The organism is candidate division TA06 bacterium, from assembly GCA_004376575.1.
Lineage (GTDB): Bacteria > Hydrothermota > DG-26 > E44-bin18 > E44-bin18 > E44-bin18.
The window spans coordinates 1-16,023 of sequence record SOJN01000007.1 but is presented as its reverse complement, the minus strand read 5'-3'; the positions used below and the strand labels follow the sequence as shown (position 1 = coordinate 16,023).

At 51.1% G+C, this 16,023-nt stretch carries 15 protein-coding genes; all 15 read left to right on the top strand.

The features are described 5' to 3' along the window. Positions 1 to 352 precede the first annotated feature (352 nt). The 15 genes from cobO (at position 353) to E3J62_00260 (ending at position 15,738) form a co-directional block, all read left to right on the top strand. Positions 353 to 874, top strand: a complete 522-nt coding sequence (cobO, locus tag E3J62_00330) for a cob(I)yrinic acid a,c-diamide adenosyltransferase (protein ID TET47818.1) — start codon at positions 353 to 355, stop codon at positions 872 to 874. Positions 875 to 878: 4 nt separating this feature from the next. Beyond that, complete coding sequence (gene meaB, locus E3J62_00325) at positions 879 to 1,808, top strand: methylmalonyl Co-A mutase-associated GTPase MeaB (GenBank protein ID TET47817.1); 930 nt, start codon at positions 879 to 881, stop codon at positions 1,806 to 1,808. Between the two features lie 2 nt (positions 1,809 to 1,810). Next, positions 1,811 to 3,445 (top strand): methylmalonyl-CoA mutase, encoded by a 1,635-nt coding sequence (locus E3J62_00320; GenBank protein ID TET47816.1) that lies wholly within the window; start codon positions 1,811 to 1,813, stop codon positions 3,443 to 3,445. Positions 3,446 to 3,513: 68 nt separating this feature from the next. After that, the gene (locus E3J62_00315) at positions 3,514 to 3,918 is read left to right on the top strand and encodes a cobalamin B12-binding domain-containing protein (GenBank protein ID TET47815.1); all 405 of its coding nucleotides are present in this window, start codon (positions 3,514 to 3,516) and stop codon (positions 3,916 to 3,918) included. Positions 3,919 to 3,929: 11 nt separating this feature from the next. Next, positions 3,930 to 5,090 carry an acyl-CoA dehydrogenase gene (locus E3J62_00310; GenBank protein TET47814.1) on the top strand — a complete coding sequence of 387 codons (1,161 nt, stop codon included), beginning with the start codon at positions 3,930 to 3,932 and terminating at the stop codon, positions 5,088 to 5,090. Positions 5,091 to 5,094: 4 nt separating this feature from the next. After that, positions 5,095 to 6,642, top strand: coding sequence for an acyl-CoA carboxylase subunit beta (locus tag E3J62_00305; protein ID TET47813.1), 1,548 nt, complete (start codon positions 5,095 to 5,097; stop codon positions 6,640 to 6,642). A 5-nt stretch (positions 6,643 to 6,647) separates the two neighbouring features. Continuing rightward, positions 6,648 to 8,156: an acetyl-CoA carboxylase biotin carboxylase subunit gene (accC, locus tag E3J62_00300; GenBank protein ID TET47812.1), complete on the top strand. Its 1,509-nt coding sequence runs from the start codon at positions 6,648 to 6,650 to the stop codon at positions 8,154 to 8,156. A 6-nt stretch (positions 8,157 to 8,162) separates the two neighbouring features. Beyond that, positions 8,163 to 8,654 (top strand): acetyl-CoA carboxylase biotin carboxyl carrier protein subunit, encoded by a 492-nt coding sequence (locus tag E3J62_00295; GenBank protein TET47811.1) that lies wholly within the window; start codon positions 8,163 to 8,165, stop codon positions 8,652 to 8,654. Continuing rightward, positions 8,635 to 10,230, top strand: coding sequence for a methylmalonyl-CoA mutase (locus E3J62_00290; protein TET47810.1), 1,596 nt, complete (start codon positions 8,635 to 8,637; stop codon positions 10,228 to 10,230). Before E3J62_00295 ends, E3J62_00290 begins: the two co-directional genes overlap by 20 nt. After that, a complete protein-coding gene (mce, locus tag E3J62_00285; GenBank protein ID TET47809.1) occupies positions 10,227 to 10,625 on the top strand; it encodes a methylmalonyl-CoA epimerase in 399 nt (132 codons plus the stop codon). Before E3J62_00290 ends, mce begins: the two co-directional genes overlap by 4 nt. Positions 10,626 to 10,647: 22 nt before the next feature. Further along, on the top strand, positions 10,648 to 11,694 hold the full coding sequence (locus E3J62_00280; GenBank protein TET47808.1) for a hydroxymethylglutaryl-CoA synthase: 1,047 nt from the start codon (positions 10,648 to 10,650) through the stop codon (positions 11,692 to 11,694). Positions 11,695 to 11,708: 14 nt separating this feature from the next. Further along, the gene (locus tag E3J62_00275) at positions 11,709 to 12,866 is read left to right on the top strand and encodes a thiolase domain-containing protein (protein ID TET47807.1); all 1,158 of its coding nucleotides are present in this window, start codon (positions 11,709 to 11,711) and stop codon (positions 12,864 to 12,866) included. Positions 12,867 to 12,891: 25 nt separating this feature from the next. Next, positions 12,892 to 13,281, top strand: coding sequence for a Zn-ribbon domain-containing OB-fold protein (locus E3J62_00270; GenBank protein TET47806.1), 390 nt, complete (start codon positions 12,892 to 12,894; stop codon positions 13,279 to 13,281). A 50-nt stretch (positions 13,282 to 13,331) separates the two neighbouring features. Continuing rightward, positions 13,332 to 14,939 carry a methylcrotonoyl-CoA carboxylase gene (locus tag E3J62_00265; GenBank protein TET47805.1) on the top strand — a complete coding sequence of 536 codons (1,608 nt, stop codon included), beginning with the start codon at positions 13,332 to 13,334 and terminating at the stop codon, positions 14,937 to 14,939. Then, the gene (locus E3J62_00260; protein TET47804.1) at positions 14,908 to 15,738 is read left to right on the top strand and encodes an enoyl-CoA hydratase/isomerase family protein; all 831 of its coding nucleotides are present in this window, start codon (positions 14,908 to 14,910) and stop codon (positions 15,736 to 15,738) included. Before E3J62_00265 ends, E3J62_00260 begins: the two co-directional genes overlap by 32 nt. Positions 15,739 to 16,023: the final 285 nt, after the last annotated feature.

Sequence of the window (16,023 nt, the reverse complement as noted above, 5' to 3'; positions counted from 1 at the left end):
GGGGAGGGGTGTGAGAGGAGAGATTGAACGGGGAGTGGCGATGAAGAGAGAGTCCGCACCTTCGAAATTACGAAATTCCACCCACAGCCTGCTCGCACCTCGAAACCAAACTGCTTCGTACCAGGTTTTACATTTTTACATTTTGGCTCTCTTGCCAGCCGAGAAGCTCGCTCTTACGTAAGCTATTGAGTTTTTGGCGGTTGTGTGGCCCAGAAAAACAAGATGTAGCAGCAATTTCTCACCATCCGTCTGGAAATGTAAAAATGTAAAACCTGGTACCGGATGCGGGGGGATAAAAACGATTGACTGAGGTGATTTGTGTACGTATAATGATTCATTCTGGGGCAAGGCCATGACTGAAAGAACTGGTACTGTACAACTATATACTGGTGATGGGAAGGGCAAGACCACGGCTGCACTTGGCTGTGCTTTGCGGATGATTGGTCACGGATTCAAGGTGTACATGATCCAGTTCATGAAGGGAGACACAAACTACGGGGAATTGAAAGTGAAAGTCCCAGGCCTAAAGATAGTTCAGTCCGGCCTGGCAACATTTGTCGATAAAGATAACCCGTCTGAAGAGGATAAGATGCTCGCCAGAAAGGGCTTAGAACTTGCGAAACATGCAATCTCGTCCGACAAATATGACATGGTCATTCTTGATGAGGTGAACGTCGCGGTAGAGTATGATCTCGTACCTCTGGAGGAGCTGGTCCGAATCATAAGAGCAAGACCTAACGGCGTCGAAATCGTACTGACCGGACGATATGCACATCAGAAACTGATAGATCTGGCAGACATGGTAAGTGACATAAAGGAAATAAAGCACCACTACCGGAAGGGTACTCAAGCACGTGAAGGAATCGAGTATTAGTGAAATGATTGAAAGGTTTCTATCAGGGGACACGCTTGCGGCTGCGAGAGTAATCAGCCTGGTTGAGGACGACTTGCCGGAAGGCCGCAAAATACTCGACTCCCTCTATGGCCGGGTCGGGACTGCACACAGGCTTGGTATTACGGGTCCTCCCGGGGCGGGGAAATCGACAATAGTGGACCAGATTGTCCTGCTCTTGAGAAAAGAGAACAAAAAGATTGGCATTCTTGCAGTTGATCCATCCAGCCCTTTCACCGGTGGAGCTTTTCTCGGAGACAGAATCAGGATGGGTGACATTGCAGTTGACGAAGCCGTTTTCATTAGAAGCCTTGCCACGAGGGGCGGTCACGGTGGACTGCCCAGGGCAGCAGAAGACATATGCGACATTATGGACGCCTTCGGAAAAGACGTGATTCTCATAGAAACGGCCGGTGTGGGACAGACTGAGCTTGAAATTGTGCACACAGCAGATACAACTGTTGTGGTGCTTGTCCCGGAGTCAGGCGATTCGGTTCAGGCGATGAAAGCCGGCCTGATGGAGATCGGAGACATATTCTGCGTCAACAAGTCTGACAGAGAAGGCTCAGAGAAAGCTATCTCCATATTGAAGGAGGTGCTGGAACTGAAGAGCTCTGACGGCTGGCACCCTCCGGTTATCAGGACCATTGCGACAGAAGGGGTTGGAATCGAGGAACTTGTGCGTGTCGTTTCTGAGCACATGGCGTATCTGGTCCAGCAAGGACTCGCTGAAAGAAAAAGAAAAGAAAGGATAGAATACAAGATAGTCAATGCTGTCAAGGAGAGGACGTGGAAGCCAGTGAGGAATAGTCTTGAGCAGGAGCTCTCCTCTCTGGTCGAGCGGGTCTATTCTACAACAATTACTCCAACCCAGGCCGTTGAAGAAATCATGAAAAAACTGGACACCGGACGATGAACATGAAGGATAAATTCGGGGAGTGGAAAGAGAAGGCAGACAAGAAGTCAACCAGAGATGAGGATTTCACAACCGTCTCTGGACAGCCCGTGGACATCCTCTATTTACCTTTTTCCCAGGACGCGTACGCCCAAAAGCTCGGGTTTCCTGGCGAATATCCGTATACGAGAGGAATCCATCCCAGCATGTACAGGGGAAGGCTGTGGACCATGCGCCTTTTCAGCGGATTTGGTTCGGCAGAGGATACCAACCAGAGGTACCACTTCCTCCTGGAGCGCGGGCAGACAGGTCTTTCGGTCGCCTTCGATTTTCCCACGCTTTATGGAAGGGACTCCGATGACCCGCTATCAGAAGGGGAAGTCGGTGTCTGTGGAGTGACAATAGACACCTTGCGCGATATGGAGACTCTATTTGATGGAATCCCGCTCGATAAGATTTCCACATCTATGACGATAAACGGCCCTGCTGCCATCCTCCTGGCATTGTACGTTGCGGTGGGTGAAAAGCAGGGGGTGCCCTCTCATAAGCTGACCGGCACCATCCAGAACGATATTCTGAAGGAGTACATAGCCCAGAAGTCCTGGATATTCCCTCCTGAACCCTCCATGCGCATAATCACTGACACTCTCGCTTTCTGCAAAGACCACGTTCCGAAATGGAACACGATATCCATAAGCGGCTACCACATAAGAGAGGCAGGATCAACAGCAGCACAGGAACTTGCCTTTACTCTGGCAGATGGGTTCGCTTATGTGGAGGCAGGAATAGAAGCAGGGCTGGATGTAGACGATTTTGCGCCCCGGCTCTCATTCTTCTTCAATGCACACATTGACCTCTTTGAGGAGGCCGCGAAGTACAGGGCCGCAAGAAGAATCTGGGCAGGAAGAATGAAGGAGAAGTACAAGGCGAAGAAGCGAGAATCGCGCCTGCTCAGGTTTCATACGCAGACTGCTGGCTGCAGTCTGACTGCCCAGCAACCCGAGAACAACATAATAAGAACGACAATTGAAGCTTTAGCCGGTGTTCTTGGAGGCACCCAGTCTCTCCATACGAACTCGATGGACGAAGCGCTTGCTCTCCCCACAGCAAGAGCTGCCAAGATTGCCCTGAGAACTCAGCAGATTATCGCTCACGAATCGGGCGTGACCAACTCAATCGACCCTCTGGGGGGCTCTTACTATGTGGAGGCTCTAACCGATGAGCTGGAAAGACAGGCCGAAGAGTACTTCAAGAGGATAGACGACCTGGGTGGGATGATTAAGGCGATCGAAGAGGGATTCCCTCAAAAGGAGATCGCCGATGCGGCTTACAGGTACCAGAAAAGACTCGAGGGGAAGAGAAAGATCGTTGTAGGTGTAAACCAGTTCACAGACCCTGACGAGAGGGTTGAGATTCCAGTTCTGAAGATAGACCCTGAGATCGAAAAAAAACAGAAGAAAAAGCTGCAAAAGAACAGAAAAACGAGAGACAACGGAAAGGCAGCCGCATGTCTTGAAGCAGTAAGGAAGGCTGCTCAGGGTAAAGACAACCTTCTCCCGAAAATTCTGGATGCGGTCAGAGCATATTGTACTGAAGGCGAGATAGTGAATGCAATGAAAGAGGTGTTCGGAGAATACAGGGAGAAACCGGTAATCTAGCGTACCAGATGGGTTTCTTCTGAGAGAGCCTCAGTCCAGAAGAGCAATCTGCAAAGGCGGAACCGAGCATGGAAAAGATCAGAATACTCATCGCAAAACCAGGTCTGGATGGCCATGACAGGGGTGCAAAAGTGGTTGCCAGAGCGCTCATAGATGCTGGTATGGAGGTGATATACACAGGTCTCCATCAGACTCCCGAGATGATAGTGGAGGCAGCCATACAGGAGGATGTAGACGCGATCGGCCTATCGATCCTCTCAGGTGCCCACATGACCCTCTTTCCAAAAGTGCTGGACCTTCTCAAGGAGCGAGGAGCAGACAGCATCCTCTTGATTGGAGGAGGTATCATACCAGAACAGGATGCAGAAAAACTGAAGGCCATGGGTATCGGCCGCCTTTTCGGCCCCGGGACCAACACCAGCGAGATAGTGGAATACATAGAATCCTATTTCAAAAAGAAACGAAAGCACTGAAGGAGAAGCAGATGGATTACTTCTTGAGTGATGAACACAAAATGATAAGGGACCTTGCCAGGAGGATTGCTGAGGAAAAGATAGTACCGGTGAGAGCAGAACTTGATGAGAAGGAGATCTTCCCTCACGAGATACTGAAAGAGATGGCCAAGGTCGACCTTTTCAGAGTATTAGTTCCGCCCAAATACGGCGGCCTCGAAACTGGAGTTCTCGGGGTCTGCCTGGCGGTTGAGGAGCTGGCCAGAGGGTGCGCTGGTGTGGCCACCACGTTTGGCGTGGTGGGTCTCGGTTCAATCCCCTTGATAGTAGGGGGCAATGAAGAGCAGAAGGGAAAATACCTCACAAGAGTTGCAGAGGGGAATCTGATCACGGCATTCTCTCTCACCGAGCCAGATGCCGGATCTGATGTGTCAGCTTTGAGTACAAACGCAAGAAAGGATGGCGACCACTACATCCTGAATGGGAAGAAGTGTTTCATAACAAACGCACCAGAAGCCGAGCTCTATACTGTGATAGCTATCACCAACAAGGATAGGGGAACAAGAGGGATGAGCGCATTTCTTCTTGAAAAGGGAACTCCAGGATTCAGCTTCGGCAAGAAAGAACAAAAGATGGGGATCAGATCTTCCTGTACTGCAGAACTCATATTTGAGGATTGTAAGATCCCCAAAGAGAACCTGCTCGGTTCTGAAGGCCAGGGCTTCATAATAGCCATGAAGACTCTTGACAATTCGCGCACAGAGATAGGAGCCATAGCTTTAGGCATTGCCCAAGCAGCAGTCGACGCCGCGGCTGAATACGCATCTCAGAGAGAGCAATTCGGTCAGGCAATAATCAACTTCCAGGCTGTCAACTTCATTCTCGCAGACATGGCCACGCAGGTTGAGTCGGCAAGAAGCCTTGTATATTCTGTTGCCAGGTTCATGGATTCCAAACCCAAGTTCTTTTCAAAAGAGTCTGCCATGTCCAAACTGTTCGCGTCTGATACTGCAGTGAAGGTGACAATAGACGCGGTCCAGATCATGGGAGGTTATGGCTACATGCGAGACTATCCTGTTGAAAAGATGATGAGAGATGCGAAGATTACACAGATATATGAAGGCACAAATCAGGTTCAAAGATTGGTCATAGCCACAAACATGATAAGAGAACTTCGCAGCAAGGCGGGGTGATGCCGTGGATACCGAACCCATAAGAAGGCTGAGACAACTGAAGGAACAGTCCCTCCTGCTGGGGGGAAAAGAAAGGATTGAAAAGCAGCACAAGGCCGGGAAGTTGACGGCACGGGAGAGGATTGCCATACTTCTGGATGAGCGCAGCTTCAGCGAGATGGACGCCTTCGTCACGCACCGCATCCACGACTTCGGCCTCGAGAAGAGGAAAATACCCGGAGATGGCGTAGTAACCGGCTACGGAACCATTGAAGGAAGACAGTGCTTCGTCTTTTCACAGGACTTCACCACGTTCGGGGGAACGCTCTCCCTTGCCCACGCGGACAAGATCATAAAGATACTGGACCTGGCAGCGGAAGTGGGGGTCCCCGTAATCGGCCTGAACGACTCTGGAGGTGCCCGTATACAGGAAGGGGTCGGCTCGCTGGGAGGGTACGCAGAGATCTTCTTGAGAAATGTGATGATGTCCGGGGTTGTTCCTCAAATCTCTGCAGTCATGGGGCCTTGTGCCGGAGGTGCCGTCTACTCCCCAGTCATGACAGATTTCATCTTCATGGTGAGGGGAACCAGCTACATGTTCATAACTGGCCCAGATGTGGTCAGAGCAGTCACCCATGAAGATGTGACTTTCGATCAACTTGGAGGGGCAGACATACATGCGGAGAAGAGTGGAATTGCACACTTCGTTGCTGACGATGATGAATCTTGCCTTCTTCAAATGAGGAAGCTCTTCACCTACCTTCCTCTCAACAACATGGAAGACCCACCACGGTCAGCACCCACAGACGATCCGGACAGAGAAGACGAGGAACTCAATCACATGATTCCTGAGAGTTCTGACAAGCCTTACGATATGAAGAAGGTAATCGAGAAAGTGGTTGATAATGGTGACTTCCTTGAGGTCCATGAACATTTTGCCCAGAACATTATCGTGGGCTTTGCCAGGTTGGACGGCAGACCCATAGGTTTAGTGGCACAGCAGCCTGCCGTGTTGGCCGGCGTTCTGGACATAGACTGTTCGGTTAAGGGCGCCCGCTTTGTCAGATTCTGTGACAGTTTCAACATCCCCATTTTGACATTTGAGGATGTGCCGGGCTTCCTCCCGGGCACCGCGCAGGAACACGGGGGAATAATCAGACACGGTGCAAAACTCCTTTATGCGTATTGTGAAGCCACTGTTCCCAAAATCACCGTGATTACCAGAAAATCATACGGGGGTGCATACTGCGTCCTCTCCAGCAAACAGGTGAGAGGGGATATCAACTTAGCCTGGCCCACCGCCGAAATCGCGGTCATGGGCCCTGATGGGGCGGTCAACATAATATACAGGAAAGAACTGAAGGAAGCAAAAGACCCGAAAAAGCTGAAAGAGAAACTGGTTAGAGAGTACAGAGAAAGATTTGCCAACCCTTACTATGCCGCCGCGCTTGGTTACATAGATGAGGTGATAGAGCCTGCCCAGACCAGAAGAAAGTTGGTCAAGGCCTTGAAGATGCTTGAGAATAAGAGGCAGAAGAATCCACCCAAGAAGCACGGCTCTATCCCCCTTTGAGAGGCATGTTTAATAAGATCCTCATAGCGAACCGCGGAGAAATCGCGATTAGAGTAATGCGAGCAGCAAAAGAGATGGGAATCTCAACCGTTGCAGTCTACTCTGAAGCGGATAGAACAGCCCCTCATGTTTTCCACGCAGACGAAGCATACCTTATTGGCCCTCCCCCATCCACCGAGTCCTACCTCTCCATACAAAAGATAATTGGCGTGGCAAAAGCCTCTGGTGCTGAGGCAATCCATCCCGGATACGGTTTCCTTGCGGAGAACCCAAAACTACCTGAGGCCTGTGAAAAGGAAGGGCTTATATTCGTAGGCCCTGGCGCGAGTGCGATGAAGGCGATGGGCGACAAGATTTCCGCCAAGAGAACTGTCGCTTCAAGGGGAATCCCGGTGGTACCGGGTACAGAAAACCCTGTGTCGGGTGTTAAAGAAGCACTGTCTGAGGCAGGCAAGCTTGGCTATCCAGTCATTCTGAAGGCAGCCCTGGGAGGCGGAGGAAAAGGGATGAGGCTTGTGAGGAACGAAAAGGAGATGAGAGAGCTCCTTGAGATTGCGGCCCAGGAGGCAGGCTCAGCCTTCGGGGACAGCACCATCTACCTGGAAAAATTTCTAGAGAGACCAAGGCACATAGAATTCCAGATACTCGGTGACCACAAAGGACACGTTGTCCACCTGGGAGAAAGGGAGTGCTCCATACAGAGGAGGCACCAGAAGCTCATAGAGGAGTCACCTTCAACCGCAATTGACGAGAGCCTGCGCCAGGAGATGGGAGAGGCCGCGTGCAAAGCTGCAGAGGCTGTCGGATACACAAACGCGGGAACAGTGGAATTCATGTTCATGGGAGACAGCACTTACTACTTCCTGGAGATGAATACACGCCTCCAAGTTGAACATCCGGTGACAGAAATGGTCACAGGCCTGGATCTAGTCAAGCTCCAAATTGGAATTGCCGCGGGCGAACCGATAACCTTCGACTCCAAAGATGTTCAACATCTGGGGAGCAGCATAGAATGCAGGATATACGCTGAGGACCCTGACAATGACTTCCTACCCTCGTGCGGGAAGATTGAAACACTCAGGGAACCGGCAGGACCGGGAGTAAGAATAGAGAGTGGAGTATATTCTGGTTATCAGGTGCCGGTTTACTACGACCCATTGATAGCGAAACTTGTGACCTGGGGAAGAGACAGGGAAGAGGCGATAGCCAGAATGGGTAGAGCCTTATCTGAATACTGGATAACTGGCATACGCAACACCATATCCTTTCACAGTAGAGCTATCCATGATCCAAGGTTTGTACAGGGAGCAATAGACACAGCTTTCATAGAGGAGACAAAAGTGCGTCCCACTTCAGAGAGGCTTGCAGAGCTGGCTGCCATGGCTGGCGCGGCATTCACACTCTCTAACGAAGAGAAAAAGGAAGAGAGAATCCTGGAAGGCAGGCCCGGTAGAGAGAACCCCTGGAAAATCCAGGGTAGAATCGAAGCAATGGGAGGCATGTCCAGGTCATAACGCGCCATGAAATACATTGCTATTGTGGACAATAAGAGCTTTCCCATCTTTGTCGATCGTGACAAGGAATTCTTTGCCATCCTGATCGACGGCAAAAAACGTACTCTTGACTTCAGGTCATCCCCCGGATCATCCCTCTACTCAATGATAGTCGAGGGGAAACAGTACGAAGTTGTCATAGAAAAAGGCGAGAACGACCTCCTCATCTACGTTAATGGGGAGGCACACCACGTACAGATATCCGAACAGCTAAAGTTAAGGGTTAAGAAAGAGAGAAAGACAAGAATCGAAGTTAGGGCGGCAATGCCCGGGTTGGTCGTGGCGCTGGAAGTCAAACCAGGCCAGTCGGTCAAGAAGGATGACGGCCTCCTGGTAATGGAAGCAATGAAGATGCAGAACGAGGTGAAAGCTCCACATGCCGGCATAGTGGCAGAGGTGCACGCCAAGAAAGGGTCACCAGTAGAAAAAGGAGAGAAGCTTGTCACCATCCAAACCTGAGGCAAGCGTCAGAACAACCTCAGGTATTGAGATCAACGAAGTGTACGACCCTGAGTCGACGGCGCATCTTTCGGCAGAGGAGAAACTGGGAAAACCTGGCAAATACCCCTTCACCAGAGGTGTCTATCCCAACATGTACAGAGGAAGACTGTGGACCATGCGCCAGTATGCTGGCTTCGGCTCTACAGAGGAGACGAACGAAAGATTCAGGTACCTTCTTAAGCAGGGACAGACAGGTCTTTCTGTCGCCTTCGACCTGCCCACACAACTGGGGCTTGATTCCGATGATCCACTTGCCGAAGGGGAGGTAGGCAGGACCGGGGTGGCCATTAGTACGCTAAGAGACATGAACAGCCTCTTCGACTCAATAGACCTGGCTAAGGTCTCCACATCCATGACCATAAACGCTACCGCTTTGGCCATCCTGGCAATGTATGTGGCGGCAGCTAAAAGGAGGAAAGTGCCGGAAAGCGCGCTTTCAGGTACCGTGCAGAATGACATACTCAAAGAATACACAGCCCGGGGCAACTACATATTTCCGGTGGGACCGTCCATAAGGCTGACTGTCGATCTAATTGAATACTGCACCATGAACATTCCCAGATGGAACACCATATCCATTAGCGGATATCACATGAGAGAGGCTGGTGCTACAGCAGTCCAGGAGATTGCTTTCACTCTCTCTGACGCTATTGCAGTAGTGGAGAAGGTCCTTGAGAGGGGAATTGATGTGGATCAGTTTGCACCCAGACTGAGCTTCTTCTTCAGCTCACACCTGTACTTCTTCGAGGAGATTGCTAAGTTCAGGGCGGCTAGAAGGGTGTGGGCAAGGATAATGAAAGAGAGGTTCAAGGCCGGAAGTCAAAAATCGCAGATGCTCCGCTTCCACACTCAGACCTCAGGAGTCACATTGACTGCACAGCAGCCGGAGAACAACATCACCAGAGTGGCTCTTCAAGCTGTTGCCTCTGTCCTGGGCGGAAGCCAATCGCTCCACACCAACGCATACGATGAAGCGCTGGCGCTGCCCAGCGAAAGGGCGGCAACAATAGCGCTGAGAACGCAGCAAATCATTGCATGCGAAAGTGGAATCCCTGATACGGTCGATCCACTGGCAGGTTCATATTTCTTGGAAAGCTTGACATGCGAGCTTGAGGGATTGATAACTGCTGAAATTGAGAAAGTGGACGGTCTGGGCGGCGCTCTGGAATGCGTCCGAACCGGCTACTTCAAGACCGAGATCGAGAAGAGCGCATACCAGTACCAGAAGGAAATAGAATCGAACGCGAGGAAAGTTGTTGGTGTCAACACCTATGTGTCTGACACAGAGGAGAAAATCGATACTCTTACCGTTGATGAGATACTCACCAAAAAGAGAATCCATCAACTCGAGGAGTACAGGGCTGGAAGAGACAATGAGAGGGTCAAGAAGGCACTGGAACAAGTAGAAGCCGATGCGCGCGCAGAAGTCAATCTCATGACTTCTGTCATGGCAGCGTGTGAATCGGGTGCAAGCCTGGGTGAAATCTGCGAGACCTTAAAGGATGTCTTCGGAACATACGGAACAGAAAAATGATAAGAGAGATGGACCACATAGGGATTGCTGTAGAAAACATTGAAAAGGCTATTGAAACTTACACCAGACTTTTTGGAGTGCGCGTTGACCACAGAGAAGAACTGTCTGAAAGAAGCCTGGAGGTGGCGTTCCTGAAAGTTGGCGATGTGATGTTGGAACTGATTTGTCCGACCTCGGAGGAGAGCATCGTACACAAGTTTCTGGAAAACAAAGGTGAAGGCCTTCATCACCTATGCTTCAAGACAGACAACGTCGAGGAGACAGTACAGGAGTTGAAAAATCAATCTTTCAGACTGGCTCAAATGCCAGCGAAGGGGGCGCATGGCCGTATAGTCGCATTCCTGCATCCCAGGGACTGTCACGGCGTCCTGATAGAGCTGGCTCAGGAAGCTTAAAGCTATGTTCGGGAGGTAGACCATGGTTGGCATTATTGGATACGGAGCTTCAATACCCAGAAACAGAATAAAGGTTGAGGAGATAGCAAAGGTCTGGGGCGCTGACGCTCCCAGCTACAAGAGAGGGCTCGGCCTTCAAGAGAAGTCTGTCCCCTCGCCTGACCAAGACACAATAACCTTCTCGGTTCAGGCTGCGAGGTACGCACTGAAGAGGGCAAGGATAGATGCAAAGGAGATAGGCGCTCTCTATGTGGGGTCTGAATCGCATCCCTACGCAGTGAAACCCAGTGGGACAGTCGTGGCCGAGGCCATCGGTGCAACGCCTGAAATCCATTGCGCAGACTTCGAATTCGCCTGCAAGGCAGGCTCAGAGGCGCTGTTCGTTTGTACTAGCCTGGTCAGTTCAGGTCACGTCAAGTACGCACTGGCCATAGGGGCAGACACCTCTCAGGGCGCTCCAGGTGACGCACTGGAGTACTCAGCCGCCGCAGGCGCAGCAGCCTTCATAATAGGAAAAGATAACCTTCTCGCGACAATCGATTCCACTTACTCTTACATGACGGATACACCGGACTTCTGGAGAAGAGAGTACCAACATTATCCAAGGCATGCCGGCAGGTTTACCGGCGAGCCTGCCTACTTCAAACACGTCCTTGGAGCTGCCACAGGCATGATGGACGCTAGCAAGATGAAACCCACGGATTTCGCATATGTAATTTTCCATCAGCCCAATGGTAAATTCCCCCTGAGGGCCGGGAAGAGACTTGGATTCAAACCTGAGCAGATTGAACCGGGCAGACTCGTTCCAAGACTGGGAAACACGTATTCTGGCTCCTCCCCCATGGGACTGACTGCGGTTCTTGACATCGCCAAACCCAATGACAAGATACTTCTCGTCTCGTATGGTTCTGGGGCTGGAAGCGATGCTTTCATCCTGACTGCACAGAAAAGGCTCACATCAGTCAGGGACGACGCACCAAAAACCACGGACATGTTGGACAATCACAAGAGATATATAGACTACGGCACGTACGCCAAGTACAGGAAAAAGATTCTCAAGGCACTCTGAGGAGGAAAGGTAAGATGAGAGACGTAGCAATCATCGGAGTTGGAATGATCAAATGGGGAGAGCTGTGGAACAAGTCCCTCCGCCAGATGTTCGTTGAGGCCGCCTTGAATGCGATAGATGATGCTGGCACCGACCACATAGACTCGATGTATGTTGGGTGCATGACGAGTGGCGTTTTTGTGGGCCAGGAACATCTTGGTTCTGTCCTTTCAGACTATCTTGGGGCCAAGAATATTCCTGCTGTCAGAGTGGAGTCCGCATGCGCTTCCGGCGGAGTGGCGGTGCGCACCGCCTACATGGACGTCGCATCAGGAATGCACGACATTGTCCTGGCCGGGGGCGTGGAGAAGATGACGGATGTTTCCGGCTCAGAAGCGACCTATGCTCTGGCCACTGCGGCAGACCGAGAGTATGAAGCCTACAACGGAGTCACTTTCCCCGGGCTCTATGCTCTCATCGCTCGCAGGCACATGCACGAGTTCGGGACCACGAGAGAACAGTTGGCCCACGTAGCCGTAAAGAACCACAGGCACGGAGCCAAGAATCCAAATGCTCAGTACCCCTTTGAGATTAGTGTGGAAAGGGTCCTGGAATCTGTTCTGGTTGCAGACCCATTGAGGATCCTTGACTGCTCTCCCATAACGGATGGGGCTGCAGCGGTCATCCTCTGTCCGGCAGATGTGGCATCTAAGCTTTCTAAGAAGCCACCAGTCAAAATCGTGGGAACCGGTCATGCGACTGACACTATCGCACTCCATTCCAGAAAGGACATCACCTGGTTAGATGCTGTAAACAAATCCGCCCAGCAGGCATACAAGCAGGCAGGTGTAAAGCTAGAAGATATTGATGTTGCCGAGGTTCATGATTGCTTCACAATTGCAGAGATCTGTGTACTGGAAGCTCTAGGGCTGGCGGAAAAAGGAAAGGGAGGTACTGCCGCTGAAAGCGGAATGACCGCCTTGGGAGGAAAGATACCAGTCAACACGAGCGGTGGCCTTAAGTCAAAGGGCCATCCAGTGGGAGCAACAGGTGTCGCCCAGGTGTGCGAAATAGTCGAACAACTGCGCGGTGATTCAGGAGAACGTCAGGTGAAAGGAGCAACTGCCGGCCTCACCCAGAATATGGGAGGAAGCGGAGGCTCCTCTGTGGTGCACATACTAAAGAAGGCATAAATGAAACACCAAAGGGAGGTTTGAGGTGTCAACCGCAAGATATTGGAGAGAGATTCCACAGAGGTACAGGCTCGAATCCGGAAAATGCAAAAAGTGTGGGAAGAGTTTCATCCCACCCAGAATGGTGTGCGATGCATGTGGTTCCAGGGAATTTGACCAGGTAAGGGCAAGCGATGAAGGGACACTCGTCAGTTACACGGTCATAAGAGTTGCTCCCGGTGAGTTCTCTGATGAGGCTCCTTACGCTGTAGGGATAATCCAGTTGAAGGATGGTCCAAGGCTGACCGCCCAGATTGCGGACTGCGACTTCGATGAGCTTGAAATAGGCAAAAAGGTCAGAATTGAGTTCAGAAAGATATATGAACAGGGCCAAGCAGGAGTAATATGCTACGGTTACAAAGGAGTCCTTGTTTAGCATAGTATCATCCCTTTGGAAGCCTTATCCTGTTATCCGCAGGAGGATCCATGTTTAGATGGGATTCAAAAATAGATACCAGCAGTGCCGAGTTCAAAGAGAACAGAGAATGCAATCTCCAGCTTATTAAAGAACTGAAAGAGAAAGTGGACGCGGCAAAAAAGGGCGGCCCCGAGAGGTTCCACAAAAAGCTTAAGGAGAGGGGTAAACTCTCTGCGCGGAAGAGACTGGAACTGCTTCTGGATAAGGACACCCCGTTCTTGGAGTTCAGTACTCTTGCAGCAAATGGGATGTACAATGATGAGGGGCCCTGTGCGGGCATGATAACCGGAGTGGGGCTGGTGGAGGGAAAGGAAGCCCTTATCATAGTGAATGACCCAACTGTGAAGGGTGGTTCTTACTTCCCAATGACCATAAAGAAACACATACGTGCGCAGGAGATAGCGCTTGATAATCGTCTCCCCTGTATCTATCTCGTCGATTCGGGAGGGGTTTTCCTCCCTTTGCAGGACGAGGTATTTCCTGACAAGGAGCACTTCGGAAGAATCTTCTACAATCAAGCCCGCATGTCTGCACTCGCCATCCCCCAGATATCGGCGGTGCTCGGATTTTGCACAGCAGGCGGCGCCTATGTACCTGCCATGAGCGACGAGAATGTCATAGTGAAAGAACAGGGGACAATCTATCTTGGTGGGCCTCCTCTGGTGAAGGCAGCAACTGGCGAGGAGGTTACCGCGGAAGAGCTGGGCGGAGCTGACGTCCACTGCCGAATATCAGGTGTGACCGACCACTATGCTCTGAATGAGGAACACGCAATACAGATAGTGAGGAACATAGCCGGGAATCTGAACAGGCCTTCCAAACAAGAACTGGACATCTCAGAGCCGGAAGACCCTTACTACGATCCTGAGGAACTCTATGGAGTAATTCCCAAAGGCATAAGAAGGCAGTATGAAGTGAGAGAGGTGATAGCACGAATCGTTGACGGCAGCAGGTTTCATGAGTTCAAGGAATTCTATGCTACCACATTGGTCACTTGTTTTGCCAGAATAATGGGATACCCCGTGGGAATCCTCGCTAACAACGGGGTCCTCTTTTCAGAAAGCGCACTCAAAGGCGCACATTTCATCACCATGTGTGCAACAAGAAAGGTACCTCTAATATTCTTACAGAACATAACCGGTTTCATAGTCGGAAAAGCTGCTGAACGCGGAGGAATAGCGAAAGACGGCGCAAAGATGGTCCACGCTGTAGCCAATGCACAGGTTCCAAGGTTCACGGTCATAGTAGGCGGTTCCTTTGGCGCCGGCAACTACGGGATGTGCGGTAGAGGTTATCTGCCCAGACTTCTCTGGATGTGGCCGAACGCAAGAATATCTGTCATGGGCGGGGAACAGGCTGCCAACGTGTTGTTGACCATAAAGCTGGACCAGTTGGCCGCAAAAGGAAAGACGATGAGTCCTGAAGAGCAAGAAGAGTTCAAGAGACCTATTCTGGAGAAGTATGAGCATGAGGGTAATCCATACTACAGCACAGCCAGAATCTGGGATGACGGAATAATCGACCCAGTGGACACCAGGAGCGCTCTTGGCCTGGCAATATCCATGTCCTTGAACGCGCCCACTCCTGACCACCAGTTTGGCGTGTTCAGGATGTGAAGGAGGAGAGTTGGAGTCACAAACGATCGTAGTATCTTTTGAGGGTCCCGTGGCCAGGGTTACTCTTAACCGACCCGAGGTCCATAATGCATTCAACTCTGAGATGTTCCAGGATTTGGATAGAGCGTTCGATGAGATAGGAGAGAGAGAAGATACAAGAGTGGTCGTCTTAACAGGCGAGGGCAAGTCTTTCTGTGCTGGTGCAGACCTTAACTGGATGAAGAGGGTGAAGGAGATGACATTCGAAGAGAGTGTCCAGGACTCACTCGTACTGTCTGAACTCCTATACAAGATGTACTCTTTTCCCAGGCCCACCATTGCCAGGGTGAATGGAGCAGCCATAGGTGGTGGGACCGGGTTCGTTTGTGTCTGTGATATCGCCGTAGCCTCAGACAAAGCAAAATTCAGTTTCAGCGAAGTGAAGCTGGGCCTGGTTCCGGCATGCATATCACCGTACGCAGTCAGAAGAATCGGGGAGTCCAGGGCAAGGCGGTTTTTCTTGAGCGGTGAAAGGCTGAGTGCAGAACTGGCCCGTGAGGCCGGGCTGGTCAACTTCGTTGTGAAACATGACGAGCTGGATGACTTCATAAATGGTCTGATTGAACAGATTGTAACTAGCGGACCCTGCGCGCTGTCTGCATGCAAAAGGCTGATAGAGGGGGTCAGTTCCATGACCCTCAATTCAGCTAAACGATTCACTGCAGAGGTTCTCGCTGAGCTGAGAAAGGGTGAAGAGGGGCAGGAAGGGATGGCGGCGTTTCTGGAAAAGCGCAAGCCAGACTGGCTTGAGGAAAAATGATCAATTACAAACTACAGACTGCGAACTGTCCAAGATCCTTCGAGTATTCGGAGGGCAAACAACGAATCGCGAAAACACATTCTGTGTCATTTGGGAGGGAATAAAAGGGAGGGTGACCGCCAATGTGAGTCAACACCCCCTCCTTTGTCCTCCCCCATCAAGGCGGAGGGAGAGAACGTGGGGAACAAGCATCTGATCACTGAGATCAGGCTTACACCGTATAGCGTACAGCGTGGGCAAGCTGACAGCTTCAGGGGATGGGTGCGAGGTAATTTCGTAATTTCG